Source organism: Geomobilimonas luticola (assembly GCF_018476905.1).
GTDB lineage: Bacteria > Desulfobacterota > Desulfuromonadia > Geobacterales > Geobacteraceae > Geomobilimonas > Geomobilimonas luticola.
In genome coordinates this window covers 46,640-60,453 of sequence record NZ_JAHCVK010000003.1, presented here as the reverse complement: position 1 = coordinate 60,453, position 13,814 = coordinate 46,640, and the positions used below count along the sequence as shown (strand labels likewise).

Here is a 13,814-nt window from a genome sequence, read left to right as displayed (position 1 = left end):
GCGTTCTTCAAGAGTAACCAGTCAGGGCTCTTCTGTCAAGGCGGAGAGCTCTTCCCATTCCCCGTAGAGGGCGGCAATCCGGGCGGTCAGGGCGGCATGGTCGTCACCACCGCGTCGGGCCTGTTCCGGGTCGGCAAAGAAGGCGGGGTCCGCCATCCGGGTTTCCAGTTCGGCCAACTGCGTTTCTTCCTGCTCTATGACGGCTTCCAGTTCGGCCAGCCGTTTGACACGACGCTGGGTTTCGCGCTGACGTTGTTTCTCCGTTTCCCGAAGCTGCTGGCGTTCTTCCTTGGAAGCCGGGACCCGGGAACCGGGACCGGTGCTGGAGAGCGATGCATGAATGAGTGGCGTAGACGGAGCCTCGCCAGTACCTGACATTTCGGCTTTCTTCGCCAGGTAGTATTCGTAGTCGCCGTGATAGGAGGTGAGGCCGCCGTCAGCCACTTCCACCACCCGCGTTGCGAGGCCGTCGATGAAATGGCGGTCGTGGGAGACGAACACCACCGTGCCGGCGAAGCTGCGGAGGGCGTCCAGCAGCACCTCCTTGCTGAACAGGTCCAGGTGGTTGGTGGGCTCGTCCATGAGGAGGAGGTTGGCGGGCCTGAGGAGCATCCTGGCCAGGGCGAGCCGGTTCCGTTCGCCGCCGGAAAGGACCGCCACCTTCTTGTGGATGTCGTCGCCTGAAAAGAGGAAGGCACCCAGAAGGTCGCGCAGCTGCGGCACCACATCGTAGGGGGCGCCGGCCAGGAGCTCCTCGTAGGCGGAGCGGGTCGGGTCCAGTTCGGCCGCCTGGTCCTGGGCGAAGTAATCGAGGACGACGTTGTGACCGACGATTCGTTCTCCCCCCTGGAAATCCCCCCCTGCCAGCACCCGCATCAGGGTAGACTTGCCGGCGCCGTTGTGGCCGACCAGGGCAATCCGTTCCCCCTTCTCCACGGTAAGGTCGATGCCGTCCAGCACCACCCGTTCCCCGTAGGCCTTGCGCAACCCTTTCAGTTCCATGACGATCCGGCCGCTCTTGGGGGGCTCCGGGAAGCGGAAGCGGATCCGTTTCCGTTCGGGGGGGAGGGTGATCCGCTCGATCTTCTCCAGTTGCTTGATCCGGGACTGGACGAGGGCCGCCTTGTCCGCCTTGTAGCGAAAGCGGCTGATGAAATCCTCCAGCTTGCCGATCTCTTCGTCCTGGCGCCGCTTCGCCTCCCGCAGGGCGGTCACCCGTTCGTCCCGCTGGACGAGATAGGAGGAGTAGTTGCAGTGGTAGTCGGTGAGGGTGTGGTTCCAGACCTCGGTGATCCGGCTGCAGACCTGGTCAAGGAAGAAGCGGTCGTGGGAGACGAGGATTACCGAATAGGGGTAGGCCTGCAGGTACCCCTCCAGCCAGTTGCGGGCCTCGATGTCCAGGTGGTTGGTCGGTTCGTCCAGGAGGAGCACGTTCGGCTTCATCAGGAGCAGGCGGGCGAGGGCGATCCGCATCTGCCAGCCGCCGGAAAACTCGCCGCAGTCCCGTTCCCAGTCGGTGGGGAGAAAGCCGAGACCGGTCAGGACGTTCCCCACCTCCGCCTCCATGGTGTACCCCCCCTTGAGGCGGAACTCCTCCTGGAGGTGGCCGAGCCGTTCCAGCATCCCCGGGTGGGACGGGTCGTCATGGGGGACCACTCCGAGCCGGGCGGTAAGGTCCTCCATTTCCCGTGCCATTTTCTGCAACTCAGCGAGGGCCGACATGGTTTCGGCGAAGAGGGTCCGCCCCCGGGTGACGATGCCGTCCTGGGGGAGGTAGCCGACGGTTCCTCCCCGTGCAAGCTGGATGGAGCCGTCGGTCGGTTCCACCTGGCCGGCGATGATCCGCATGAGGGTGGATTTGCCGGCGCCGTTTTCGCCGACGAGGCCGACCCGCTCCCCCTTCTTCAGGTGCCAGCCGATATCGGTAAAGAGCGGTTTGCCCGCGAAATCCTTGGAGAGGTGGTGGAGGTGAAGCATGGGGTTCCTTCTTCAAGCGAAAGCCGAATGGAACGCGGAAAGGGCAGAAAATGTCGATAACGGCTGATTAACAAATAACGTCAATAGGCTTTATCGTATCCGCCGGTCAGGTGTACCATTACGTGTCGGGTCTTGTCCGCTGTTATCGTATTGGTCTGCGTCCTCTTCGGATTAAAGTCCAACGACCTGCAAATCCGCCGTGATCCGTCTATTTCCGGTTGCACCGTGTTCCATTCAGTTTTAGTCGGCGGAGCCCATTGTAGGGGGTGGGAGACATGTTTGTCAAACGGTTGCTGGGGTTGAGGGGTGCCAGAAGTGAGTTTTTTCTTAGTGCGGTGAATAAACTCTGCTATACTCTCAAAGTTTAAAGTGCCGCAGGTTTCCCCGTCCGGGTTGAGGCCGTAGCATGGCGCGCTGACGAGAATTCCGCCGCGCGGGAAGCTTCCCGCTGCCGGCCGACAACCATTGCGGTCGCCGGGCAAAAGCCCTGGCGCCGCCACGAAAGGATGTACATGTCGAAAAAAATGCTGATCAACGCGATGCACCCGGAGGAAGCACGGGTGGCCATCGTCCAGGACGGCCACCTGGTCGAGCTGGATATCGAGATCGAGGGGAGCGAGCAGACCCGGGGCAACGTTTACAAGGGGGTGGTGGTCCGGGTGGAGCCCGGCCTCCAGGCCGCCTTCGTGGATATCGGTCTGAAGAAGCTCGGCTTTCTCCAGATGGGGGAGCTCCATCCCGATTTCTGGCAATGGCGCGACGACGTCCCGGCGGAGAACCGCAACCGCCGGCCCCGCATCCAGGAGGTGCTGCGGCGCGGCCAGGAGCTCATCGTCCAGGTGGAGAAGGGGGAGCGGGACATGAAGGGGGCGGCCCTGACCACCTATCTCTCCTTTCCCGGGCGCTACATGGTGCTCATGCCGGGTAGCGACTCTGCCGGCGTCTCCCGCAAGGTGGAGAGCGAGTCCGACCGGAAAAAACTGAAGGAGATGGCTGCGGAGCTCACCATCCCCGACGGGGTCGGTTACATCATGCGGACCGAAGCGCTGGGCAAAACGAAGACGGACCTCAAGAAAGACATCCAGTCGCTTCTCAAGCTCCACAAGGATATCCTCGCCAAGGCGAAAAAGGCCAAGGCGCCGGCCCTGATCTACCAGGAGTCGAACCTGGTGATCCGGACCATCCGCGACTATTTCACCGCCGAAATCGACGAGGTGCTGGTGGACAACGCCGAGGTCTATACCCAGGCGCGGGAGTTCTTCAAGGCGACCATGCCGAAGTTTGAGAATCTCGTCAAGCTCCACCAGGAGAAACGCCCCATCTTCTCACGCTACCAGCTGGAAGAGCAGATCGACCAGATCTACGAGAAGAAGGTGCCGCTCAAATCGGGGGGCTCCCTCGTCATCGAGCCGACTGAGGCGCTCGTCTCCATCGACGTCAACTCAGGGAAGTCCACGGGGGAAAAGGGGGTGGAAGACACCGCCTTCAAGACCAACCTGGAGGCTGCGGAAGAGGTGGCCCGCCAGCTTAGGCTTCGTGACCTGGGGGGGTTGATCGTCATCGATTTCATCGACATGCGTGACAAGAAGCACATGTCGGAGGTGGAGAAGACCCTCAAGAACGCCCTGAAGGCGGACAAGGCCCGGGTTACCGTGGGGAGGATATCCCAGTTCGGCATGCTCGAAATGTCCCGCCAGCGGATCAAGCAGACCCTTGAGCAGGCGAGCTACCTGGAATGCCCCCATTGCGGCGGCCGCGGCAAAGTCAAGTCGGTGGAGAACATGGCCCTTTCCTTCCTGCGCAAGGTTCACGCCGCAGCAGCCAAGGGGACCGGCGCCGAAGTCCGGGGCGGCCTTCCCCTTGAGGTGGCCTACTATCTCCTCAACCGGAAGAAGCGGGAGCTTGCCCAGGTCGAGACCGATTACGACATCGAGGTGACCATCAAGGGGAAACCCACGTTCCTCATGAATCAGCTGGAGCTTGAAGTCATCAAGCGGGAAAAGCCGGCGGTGGCGGAGGGACAGTCAGAACCGGTCGCCGCCAGGACCCCCGTCAAGGCTGCTGCTGGTGTGGAAATCGCGGCGGGCGAAGGTGCTGTGACGGAGGATGGCAAGGGGAAGAAAAAGCGCCGCCGCCGGAAGAAGGGGCGGGGCGAAGGGGCGGAAGCGCCGGCAGGAGAACTGCCGCCGAAGGAAATTACCTCCGAGGAGCCGCCGGTTACCAGTGAGGCGCCGACTGTCGCTGAGGCTCCAGACGAAGCCGCGTCTGCCGAAGAGGGGCACGGCGATGAGGCCAAAAAGAAACGGCGTCGCCGGCGCCGGCGCGGTAAGGGACATGGCGCTGAAGCTGGTGCAGAAGAAACGGCAGCTGTCGGGGAATCGGCTGAAACCCTTCCTGCGGCTGTCGCTGAGGAGCCGGTTACTGGTGACGTCGAGGAAGAGCACGGCGACGAGCAGAAGAAGAAACGGCGCCGGCGTCGGCGGCGTGGCGGCAAGAAGACGGAAGAGCTGGCCGTGTCCGGTAGCGACCTTCCTTCGTCAGCTGTCGGTAGCGAACCGGAGGCTCCCGTTCCGTCGGCATCGCCGGCGGAGACCGTCGAGAAGAAACCGGCCAGGCCTCGCGCTCCCCGGAAGAAGAAGGAACCTGCCGTTTCCCCGGCGGAAGTAGTCGAGACTCCGGCAGCGGAAAAGCCTGTCGCCATTCCTAAACCGCGCAGCCGCGCAAAAAAGGCGGTCGCCGCTGAAGACGCTCCCGTGGCAGTTGTCGAGCAGGCGGGTGAACCGGCTGCCAAGCCGAAAGCAAAACGGGCACCCCGCAAGAAGAAAGAAGAACCTGCCGGGGAGTAGCAGGTGGGGAGAAGCATGAACGGCATCGGGAGGAGATCACCCCTCCCTGCATAAACGTCTGGCAGTCGCAAGCTGATCGGCGACAGCGGGAGATGCGATGGAGATGGTCTGCTACATAGCCCTGTTCGGCGCTCTGGGGTGCGCGACCCGCTATTTCCTGTCGGGGTGGGTCTACCGCCTCTGCGGCCCGTCCTTTCCCGCCGGGACCCTGGCGGTCAATATCGTCGGGGCGTTCTGCATCGGCCTCATCATGGAGTTCAGCCTCCGCAGCACCCTCATTTCACCACCACTTCGCATCGGCCTCACCGTCGGGTTTCTCGGCGGCCTCACCACCTTTTCCACCTTCAGCTACGAGACGTTCCGGCTCCTGGAGGACGGCGAATTCGTCATCGCCGCCGCCAACGTGCTGGCGAGCGTCCTGCTCTGTCTTGTGTTCACCTGGCTCGGGATAACGACCGCCCGGGCGCTGTGACATCCGGAGGGATTCCATGACCAAAATCAGCGGAGAGATGGTACTGATGCGGATCTTCATCGGCGAAAGCGACAAGTGCGGCCGGCTTCCCCTCTACGAGGCCCTGGTGGAACTGTTTCGCAAGGAAGGGTTTGCCGGCGCAACGGTGCTGCGGGGGGTGGCCGGATTCGGCGCCCACAGCGTCTACCACACGGACAAACTGCTTCGCCTCTCCACCGACCTGCCGGTGGTCATCGAGGTGGTTGACCGGCAGGAGCGGTTCGACGACATCATGCCCCGGATCGATGCCATGATGCAGGGGGGGATGATTACCCTGGAAAAGGCGACGGTCATCCGCTATACCCACCAGCATGAAAAGTAGGTGCGGTGATGATTGTCACAGGGAAGTGATTGATTTTGCGAGGCTATGAACGCAGGGGTTGACATTTTCCGGTTTTTGGCGATAATGCCGAGTCATTACATACTGTTGCAGCGATAGACGATAATACTAAACCATCCGCGAGGGTGGGGCGGAAAGCCTAACGGATCTCCTTGAGACAGCCGGGTTACCGAAATATCCCCGATATTTCTGGCCCGGCTTTTTTGTTGGCACGATGCGAGATGAATCGGCATCGATAACGATGGGGAATACTCCTCAAAAGGATGCGACCATGAATCTGACCATTAAAACAATCGGCAATAAACTGAATGATCTCTTCAACACCCCCAAACATTGCAGCACGCGCATGATCAGCGAAGGTCTGTTTGAGTGCAGGGTAAAAAAACCACGACCGCACTACTGTGAATATTCCTTGTCATTCGGCAACGGGTTTGTCTGCAAACACGAAGACCGCATGAAGTTTACCGGCAACCAGAAATAATCACCTCGTCCCATCAGCGCCCACGCCGTCAGTTCGGCTACGGTATGCTGGAACTTCCGTCGGGTCTCCCGAATCACGAAGGGGACGTCCCGGGGTTCCCCGACCATCCGGAAGTGGGGGGCCAGCGCTTCCTTCAGCCCGTCCAGGGTCCAGACCGGCTCGCCGGCATCCCGGTAGCCACCCAGCCACTCCTCCTTCTTGGTAAACTCCTCCGACCAGGTGTAGGGAGAAGTGATCACCAGCAGGCCGCCGGGATTCATCCGCTCGTGGATGGTGGAGAGGAATGTGCGCGGTGCGTAGAGCCGGTCGATGGTCCAGGATTTCAGCGCGCTTCTGGTCCGGCTCCCCTGCGTTCAGGATGACGGTGCGGGCTCTTTTCAGCTCCATGGATTCACTCTCCCGATGGTTGGTGAGGGAAGAGTATACCATAGAGTCGGCCGGTGCTGGGGAGCCTTGAGTCAATAACAACGGGGCGACCACCAGGCACCTCGACCCGGATACTCACCAGCACCTTGCTTTTACGCCATGTTGCAATCACCCGCAGGCTCACCGAGGTTGCCCGCCGCTTCTGACAGGCTTTTGCCGGCCTTGCGACATTGAAAAGCCCCTGCCAATCTCGCCTTGTAACATCCACCCGCTCTGGTATAATCTCCTCTGTCCGTTTTCATTCGACCTCCTTCGCGGCTCAGGACAGTGCAAACAGGAGCGTGGCGGCATGAGCTTCATCGACAACATCAGCCCCGAATGGCTTGAGGCCCAGTACCTGCGCTGGCAGGAGAACCCCGACGACGTAAGTGCCGAGTGGCGGGCCTTTTTCGGCGGCTTCGACCTGGGAGCTGCTGCACTCCCCGTGGCTGCCGGCGGGGAATGTCTCGATCCCGCCATGGCGCGCAAGCAGTCCGGTGTCCAGTCCCTCATCTACCGCTACCGGGACATCGGCCACCTCCTCGCCTGCACGGACCCCCTCTCTCCGTGCAGGATCGACCACCCCCTCCTTTCCCTCTCCGCTTTCGATCTGGACGAATCGGACCTGGACACCACCTTCTACGTCAGGAGGTTCAAGCCGGTTCGCGCTGCCGGCTCCGATGAAACGGCTGATCCCTATGCCGCCACCCTGCGTGAGATCCTGTCGGTCATGCGGGAGACCTACTGCCGCTCCATCGGTGCCGAGTTCATGCACATCCAGGACCCGGCCGAACGCCAGTGGTTCATGGACCGGATGGAGCCGGTGCGCAACCGGCCGAACCTCACCTTGGACGAGCGGCTGGCAATCCTCGGCAAGCTCCAGGAGGCGGCCCTGTTCGAGGGATTCCTCAACCGGAAGTTCATGGGGCAGACCCGCTTTTCCCTGGAGGGGGGGGAGACCCTCATTCCTGTGCTCGACGCTGTGGTCGCCCATGCCGCCCGGCTGGGGGTGACCGACCTGATCGTCGGCATGCCCCACCGCGGGCGACTCAGCGTGCTTGCCACCATTTTCCGCAAGCCCCTTGCCGCCATCTTTGCCGAGTTTGCCGACAACCTGGAGCACAACCAGGTGGGTGAGGGGGATGTGAAGTACCACAAGGGGTTCTCTATTGATGTTCAGACCCCGGAGGGGAAGATGATTCATCTTGCCCTGGCGGCCAATCCCAGCCACCTGGAGGCGATCGACCCGGTGGTGGAAGGGAAATGCCGGGCGCGCCAGGACCGTTACGATGATGGCCGGGGGGAGAAGGTCCTTCCGCTCCTCATTCATGGCGATGCCGCCTTCGCCGGCCAGGGAATGGTGACCGAGACCCTCAACCTGTCCCAGTTGCCGGGGTACCGTACCGGCGGTACCCTGCATATCGTCCTCAACAACCAGATCGGCTTCACCACCCCCCCGGAAGCGGCACGGTCCAGCTTTTACTCCACAGACGCCGCCAAGATGATCATGGCCCCCATTCTCCATGTCCATGGCGAGGACCCGGAAGCGGCGGTCCATGCCGTCAGGCTTGCCCTCGACTACCGGCAGGCCTTCGGCCGGGACGTGGTGGTGGAGATCATCTGCTACCGGCGGTATGGTCACAACGAGGGGGACGAGCCCTATTTCACCCAGCCTCTCATGTACGGGAAGATCAAGGACCGTCCTTCGGTGCATTTCCTCTATGCCGATTCCCTGCGGGAGGCGGGGGTGACGGAGGAGCGGATAACGGTGCCGGCCGCCGCCTATACCGCCCGCCTGGAACAGGCGCTTGAAGAGCGTGCCGATGGTGAATCTCCCGGTTTTCAGGGGGAGTGGCGCGGGGTTCAGCGGGCATACTCCCCTGCCAAGGTGGCGACCGGCGTGGCACGGGAGGCCCTGGTGGAAGTGGCCGAGGTTATGTCCGCCATTCCCGCCGGTTTCACCCCCCACGCCAAGGTGGCTGCGCTGCTCAAGCGGCGGCGGGATACGGTGACGAACGGGGAAGGGATCGACTGGGGGACCGGCGAGAGCCTGGCCTTCGCGAGCCTTCTCCGGGAGGGGCATTCAATAAGGCTTTCCGGCCAGGATGTCCGGCGCGGTACCTTCAGCAGCCGTCACAGCGTCCTCATCGACATGGGGAGCGAAGACACTTGGATTCCCCTTTCGGCCGCGGCCACCCAGGGGGCGAAGTTCATGGCCTTCGACAGCATGCTGTCGGAGAACGCGGTGCTCGGCTTCGAGTACGGCTATTCCCTGGAAACCCCCGCCGGCCTTACCATCTGGGAGGCCCAGTACGGGGACTTCGCCAACGGCGCCCAGGTGATCATCGACCAGTTCATCGCCAGCGGCGAGACCAAGTGGGACCGGGTGAGCGGCCTCGTCATGCTTCTTCCCCATGGTTACGAGGGGCAGGGGGCGGAGCATTCCAGTGCCCGCATCGAGCGCTTTCTCCAGCTCTGCGGCGGTGCCAACCTGCAGGTTGCCTATCCTTCAACTCCCGCCCAGTATTTTCACCTGCTGCGCAGGCAGCTCCTGCAGCCGTTCCGCAAACCGCTTGTCGTCTTCACCCCCAAGAGTCTCCTCCGCCATCCCCTCTGCGTCTCCCGTCTGGAGGAGTTCACGGAGGGATGGTTCCGGGAGGTCATTCCCGGACCCGCCCCCCCCGACCGTGTCACAACGGTGCTTTTCTGTGCCGGCAAGATATACTACGAACTGCTGGAGCGGAAAAAAAGCGATGGTCGGGAGGATGTTGCACTGGTTCGCATCGAGCAGCTCTATCCCCTTCGCACCGATCTTCTCCGGGAGAGCCTTGCCTCCTTCCATGGGGCCGCAGGGTTTCGCTGGGTCCAGGAAGAGCCCCGCAACATGGGTGCATGGCAATTCATCCGCTCTTCCCTCGCGGACATTACCGGCACGGAGCCGATGTATATCGGCCGGCCCGAAGCTGCAGCACCGGCGGTCGGCTCCCACCGGCAGCATATGGAGGAGCAGGAGAGGCTCATCTCGGCGGCATTTCAGGTGTGAAAATCTGATCTGACAGGGATTTTCAGGATAATCAGGATAACGGCAAAATCTGTAACCCCCCTGCTTCGCTCCGCTCGCTTCCCCCCTTAGACAAGGGGGGACTGAGGGGGGTTATGAGCAGCTGGATTGATCAGAGATTTTTACAAAAGGCTCAGGAGTTTCCCATGGAAATAAAAGTCCCCGCTGTGGGGGAATCGGTTACCGAGGCGTTGATTGCCAAATGGCACAAGAAGGACGGAGAGCGGGTGGAGAAGGACGAACCGCTCTGCGAGATCGAGACCGACAAGATCACCATGGAGATCAACGCCGAGGCGGCCGGTGCACTGTTCATTACCGTTCCGGAAGGGACGACGGTCGCCGTAGGGACGGTCATCGGCGTCATAAAGGAGGGGACGGTGCCGAAGGAGGCACCCACGCCGCTGCGCCGGGAAACGCCTTCCCCTTCTCCCGCTGGTTCGATTCCTCCCTTCTCTCCTGCCGTACGCAAGATGGTGCAGGAAAAGGGGCTCAGGCCGGATGAACTGCACGGGACCGGCCGAGGGGGGAGGGTAACGGTGGACGACCTGCTGAATACGGGGACCGGGAACCAGGGGCCAGGGCTCAGGGACCAGGAACCAGGGTCCGGTGAAAAACCGGTTTCGCCTGTCACTCAGCCGATCCTGCCGGGGTTTTCACGCCCCGGTCCTTCAGGCCCGCAGTCTGGGCCCCGGTCCCCGGCCTCTACCGAAGCTCCCCCATCCCCGGTCCCCGGTTCCCGGTCTCCGATTTCAGAAGACCGGGTTACCCGCACCCCCATGACCCCCATCAGGCGGCGCATTGCCGAACGGCTCCTGGCGGCCCGGCAGCAGACCGCCATGCTCACCACCTTCAACGAGGCGGACATGGGGGCTATCATCGAACTGCGGAAGAAGCACAACGAGCATTTCCAGAAAAAATTCGGCGTGAAGCTCGGCTACATGTCGTTCTTCGTCAAAGCGTGCCTGGAGGCGCTCAAGGAGTTTCCGATGGTCAACTCCCGCATCGACGGCAGTGACATCGTCACCCCTCATTTTCATGACATCGGTATCGCGGTGAGCGGCGAAAAGGGGCTCGTGGTGCCGGTGCTGCGGGATGCCGACCGGCTCCATTTCGCCGATATCGAAAAGGGGATCGCCGCCTATGCCGAGAAGGTCCGGACCAACCGGCTGGAACTGGCCGACCTGGAGGGGGGGACCTTCACCATCAGCAACGGCGGAATCTATGGCTCCCTCCTTTCCACCCCCATCATCAATCCTCCCCAGAGCGGCGTGCTCGGGATGCATGCGGTCCAGGACCGGCCGGTGGCGCGGAACGGCACGGTGGTGATCCGCCCCATGATGTACCTTGCCCTCTCTTACGATCACCGGATCATCGACGGCCGGGAGGCGGTGGGATTCCTGAAGAAGGTGAAGGAGTACGTGGAAGAGCCGGAAGAGATGCTGCTGGAGGGGTAGGAGAGTTCATGGGGAAATGGTACCGGTTACTGCTGGTCGCAGTTGGTGCGGCGACGATGCTGGCGATGGTGTCGCCGGTTTCGGCGGACGATTTTGCCGGCCGGTCGGCGTACCGGCAGGGGAACTACGAGCTGGCCCGGACGGAATTCGGGAAAGACGCGACGTCGGTTTCCCTGTTTTTCCTGGCGCTCATGGAACTCCGTGGCGAAGGGGGACGACCGGACCTTTCCCGGGGGATGGAACTCCTCCGCGAGTCCGCCGAACAGAACTATTTTGCCGCCCAGTACCTGCTGGGAACCCGTTATCTCTATGGGGCGGGAATGCCTGCCGACCGGGTGCGGGCAAAAAAACTGCTTGCTGCGGCGGCGGCACAGCGTGACTACCGGGCGATTGCCCTGCTGGAAATCCTTGGCCGGGGGAGCCGCGGCGAAAAGCAGGATATGAAAGGGGTCGTGGAGGCCGTGCGCAAGGCGGCCAGTCGGGGAAATGCCGCTGCCAGGAATACCTTCGGGTTCATGTATCTCATCGGTGATGGAGTGCCGAAGGATGCAGGCCAGGAGATTCGCTGGTACCGGGCTGCGGCGGCAGGGGGGGACTCGCGCGCAAGTTTCATGCTTTCCCTCATGTATTTCCACGGTGACGGCGTGCCGCGGAACCTGGGAGAGGCGGCGCGCCTCATGCGGATTGCTGCGGAGCGGGGCGGGGCTCGGTCCGAGTTCTTCCTTGGAACCTTCTATTACCACGGTACCGGAATCCCCCAGGACAAGGCGCAGGCGGCTTTCTGGATCGGAAAGGCGGCGGGGAAGGGGTATGGTGAAGCCCAGTACGCCTATGGCATGATGCTTCTCGCCGGTGACGGGGTTCCGGTCGACAAGACCGGAGCGGTGGACTGGCTCGTGAAGGCTGCCAAGCAGGGGAACACGGGAGCCCAGGCGGTGCTTCGTGAACTTGTGGCCCTGCGGACCGCGCCGGTGGGAGTGCCCGCGTTGGACCTGAGTGTGCCTCGCGGCGGGAACGGGGCGTATGACACGGCCATCGGCGGTCCGTACCTTCAGGGGAAAGGGGTCGTGCTGGACCAGGGGGATTACAGTCTCAAGTTTTCCCTTCCCGATCTTACCGATGCCTATGCCCCCCCTCCCGCCCCCGGCGCTCCCCTCGATCTGAAGTCCCGGCTCCAGGGGGGTAAGTTCGAAATCATCTTCCCGACGGGGAAATGACGAGCCCGATCCCGACCTTGGGTACATGATTCAACGAGCACTACATTCAAGGAGGTTCTGACGCAATGTCCGAACAAGTATACGACCTGATCGTTATCGGTGGTGGGCCGGGGGGGTATGTGGCCGCCATCCGTGCCGCCCAGCTGGGGATGGGAGTGGTGGTGGTGGAGCGGCGGGAGCGGCTGGGAGGGGTCTGCCTCAACGAGGGGTGCATCCCGAGCAAGGCGCTCCTGGATTCGTCGGAGCTGTTTGCCCTGGCGCGGGACAGGTTTGCCGGCCATGGCATCGGTATCTCCCCGCCGACACTCGACCTCCCCAGGATGCTTGCCCGCAAGGACGAGGTGGTGGCCAAGCTGACGGACGGGATCGCCTTCCTGTTCAAGAAGAACAAGATTGCCCTCTTTACCGGCACCGCCAGGCTGGCAGGGACGGGTGGCGATGGGCACCGGGTTGAAGTAGATCCCCGGCGTGACCCGGGACCCGAATCCCGGGACCAGGAAAAGCAGATACTTATCGGCAAAAGGGTCCTGCTTGCCACGGGGAGTGCCCCGGCCGAGCTCCCCGGGCTTCCCTTCGACGGCGGGCTGGTGGTCAGTTCCCGGGAGGCACTTGCCTTCGACCGGGTGCCGGAACACCTTTTGGTCGTGGGGGGAGGATACATCGGCCTGGAGCTTGGTTCGGTCTGGCGCCGCCTGGGGGCCAAGGTAACGGTGGTGGAGGTGCTTCCCAAGGTCCTGCCCACCATGGACCGGCAGGTGGCCGACACCCTGGTCCGTTCCCTGAAGAAGCAGGGAATCTCTTTCCGCCTGGAGACCCGGGTGATTGAGGTGGAGCGCCGCGGCGGCAAAGGGGTTGTGACCCTGAAGAGCGGCGAGGTCGCCGAGCAGCTTGAATGCGACCGGTTGCTGGTGGCGGCGGGACGGCATCCCCTCACTGCCGGTCTGGGCGTGGAGGAGGCGGGGGTGACCCTGGAGTCGGGGAGAATCGGGGTGAACGGTGACTACGAAACCTCCGTGCCGGGTATTTTCGCCATCGGCGACCTCATACACGGGCCGATGCTGGCGCACAAGGCGATGGAAGAAGGGGTTGTGTTCGCCGAGCGCCAGGCGGGGCAGGCCTCCCAGGTTGACTACGAATTCATCCCCGGTATCATTTACACTTGGCCGGAAGTGGCATCGGTGGGGAAGACCGAGGAGGAGCTCAACCGGGACGCCGTCCCCTACGCGACGGGACGCTTCCCCTTCTCGGCCAATGGCCGTGCCCGCTGCATGGACGAAACGGAGGGATTCGTCAAGATACTTGCCCACCAGTCCACCGGGCGGGTGCTCGGGGTGCACGTCATCGGCCCCCGGGCTTCGGACATGATCGCGGAGGCGGTAACGGTCATGACCTACGGCGGGAGCGCCCAGGATGTGGCCATGACCTTCCATGCCCATCCGACCCTGTCGGAGGCGATGAAGGAGGCGGCGCTGGATGTTGACAAGGCTGCGATACATGCGTAGGAACGGCCGCTTTTAAATCA

9 protein-coding genes and 1 riboswitch are annotated in these 13,814 nt (G+C 62.5%); of the genes, 7 read left to right on the top strand and 2 right to left on the bottom strand.

Annotation, left to right across the window (positions count from 1 at the left end; all coding sequences use genetic code 11):
- Positions 1 to 21: 21 nt before the first annotated feature.
- Positions 22 to 1,977: an ABC transporter ATP-binding protein gene (locus KI810_RS09295; RefSeq protein ID WP_214175259.1), complete on the bottom strand. Its 1,956-nt coding sequence runs from the start codon at positions 1,975 to 1,977 to the stop codon at positions 22 to 24.
- Positions 1,978 to 2,489: 512 nt separating this feature from the next.
- Here KI810_RS09295 and KI810_RS09290 point away from each other — a divergent pair.
- From KI810_RS09290 to KI810_RS09280, 3 genes are all read left to right on the top strand, one after another.
- On the top strand, positions 2,490 to 4,823 hold the full coding sequence (locus tag KI810_RS09290; protein ID WP_214175258.1) for a ribonuclease E/G: 2,334 nt from the start codon (positions 2,490 to 2,492) through the stop codon (positions 4,821 to 4,823).
- A gap of 97 nt (positions 4,824 to 4,920) precedes the next feature.
- Positions 4,921 to 5,295: a fluoride efflux transporter CrcB gene (crcB, locus tag KI810_RS09285; RefSeq protein ID WP_214175257.1), complete on the top strand. Its 375-nt coding sequence runs from the start codon at positions 4,921 to 4,923 to the stop codon at positions 5,293 to 5,295.
- Positions 5,296 to 5,311: 16 nt separating this feature from the next.
- Entirely contained in the window at positions 5,312 to 5,656 is a 345-nt protein-coding gene (locus KI810_RS09280; protein WP_214175256.1) for a DUF190 domain-containing protein, read from the top strand.
- A gap of 115 nt (positions 5,657 to 5,771) precedes the next feature.
- Positions 5,772 to 5,848, top strand: a riboswitch (cyclic di-GMP riboswitch).
- Positions 5,849 to 6,070: 222 nt separating this feature from the next.
- Here the strand turns inward: KI810_RS09280 and KI810_RS09275 are convergent.
- Positions 6,071 to 6,415, bottom strand: a complete 345-nt coding sequence (locus KI810_RS09275; RefSeq protein WP_246525443.1) for a class I SAM-dependent methyltransferase — start codon at positions 6,413 to 6,415, stop codon at positions 6,071 to 6,073.
- 455 nt (positions 6,416 to 6,870) lie between these two features.
- On the opposite strand from KI810_RS09275, the gene KI810_RS09270 reads away from it, so the two are divergent.
- The 4 genes from KI810_RS09270 to lpdA all read left to right on the top strand — a co-directional run bounded on the left by KI810_RS09270 (position 6,871) and on the right by lpdA (position 13,794).
- Positions 6,871 to 9,603: a 2-oxoglutarate dehydrogenase E1 component gene (locus tag KI810_RS09270; RefSeq protein WP_214175255.1), complete on the top strand. Its 2,733-nt coding sequence runs from the start codon at positions 6,871 to 6,873 to the stop codon at positions 9,601 to 9,603.
- A gap of 164 nt (positions 9,604 to 9,767) precedes the next feature.
- A complete protein-coding gene (odhB, locus tag KI810_RS09265) occupies positions 9,768 to 11,075 on the top strand; it encodes a 2-oxoglutarate dehydrogenase complex dihydrolipoyllysine-residue succinyltransferase (RefSeq protein WP_214175254.1) in 1,308 nt (435 codons plus the stop codon).
- A gap of 8 nt (positions 11,076 to 11,083) precedes the next feature.
- Positions 11,084 to 12,292 carry a tetratricopeptide repeat protein gene (locus KI810_RS09260; protein ID WP_214175253.1) on the top strand — a complete coding sequence of 403 codons (1,209 nt, stop codon included), beginning with the start codon at positions 11,084 to 11,086 and terminating at the stop codon, positions 12,290 to 12,292.
- A gap of 65 nt (positions 12,293 to 12,357) precedes the next feature.
- Positions 12,358 to 13,794, top strand: coding sequence for a dihydrolipoyl dehydrogenase (gene lpdA / locus KI810_RS09255; RefSeq protein WP_214175252.1), 1,437 nt, complete (start codon positions 12,358 to 12,360; stop codon positions 13,792 to 13,794).
- Positions 13,795 to 13,814: the final 20 nt, after the last annotated feature.

Excerpts from the sequence above, each read along its gene's own strand:
- KI810_RS09295 (WP_214175259.1), bottom strand. The coding sequence starts at position 1,977 with ATGCTTCACCTCCACCACCTCTCCAAGGATTTCGCGGGCAAACCGCTC.
- KI810_RS09290 (WP_214175258.1), top strand. The coding sequence starts at position 2,490 with ATGTCGAAAAAAATGCTGATCAACGCGATGCACCCGGAGGAAGCACGG.
- crcB (WP_214175257.1), top strand. The coding sequence starts at position 4,921 with ATGGAGATGGTCTGCTACATAGCCCTGTTCGGCGCTCTGGGGTGCGCG.
- KI810_RS09280 (WP_214175256.1), top strand. The coding sequence starts at position 5,312 with ATGACCAAAATCAGCGGAGAGATGGTACTGATGCGGATCTTCATCGGC.
- KI810_RS09275 (WP_246525443.1), bottom strand. The coding sequence starts at position 6,415 with ATGAATCCCGGCGGCCTGCTGGTGATCACTTCTCCCTACACCTGGTCG.
- KI810_RS09270 (WP_214175255.1), top strand. The coding sequence starts at position 6,871 with ATGAGCTTCATCGACAACATCAGCCCCGAATGGCTTGAGGCCCAGTAC.
- odhB (WP_214175254.1), top strand. The coding sequence starts at position 9,768 with ATGGAAATAAAAGTCCCCGCTGTGGGGGAATCGGTTACCGAGGCGTTG.
- KI810_RS09260 (WP_214175253.1), top strand. The coding sequence starts at position 11,084 with ATGGGGAAATGGTACCGGTTACTGCTGGTCGCAGTTGGTGCGGCGACG.
- lpdA (WP_214175252.1), top strand. The coding sequence starts at position 12,358 with ATGTCCGAACAAGTATACGACCTGATCGTTATCGGTGGTGGGCCGGGG.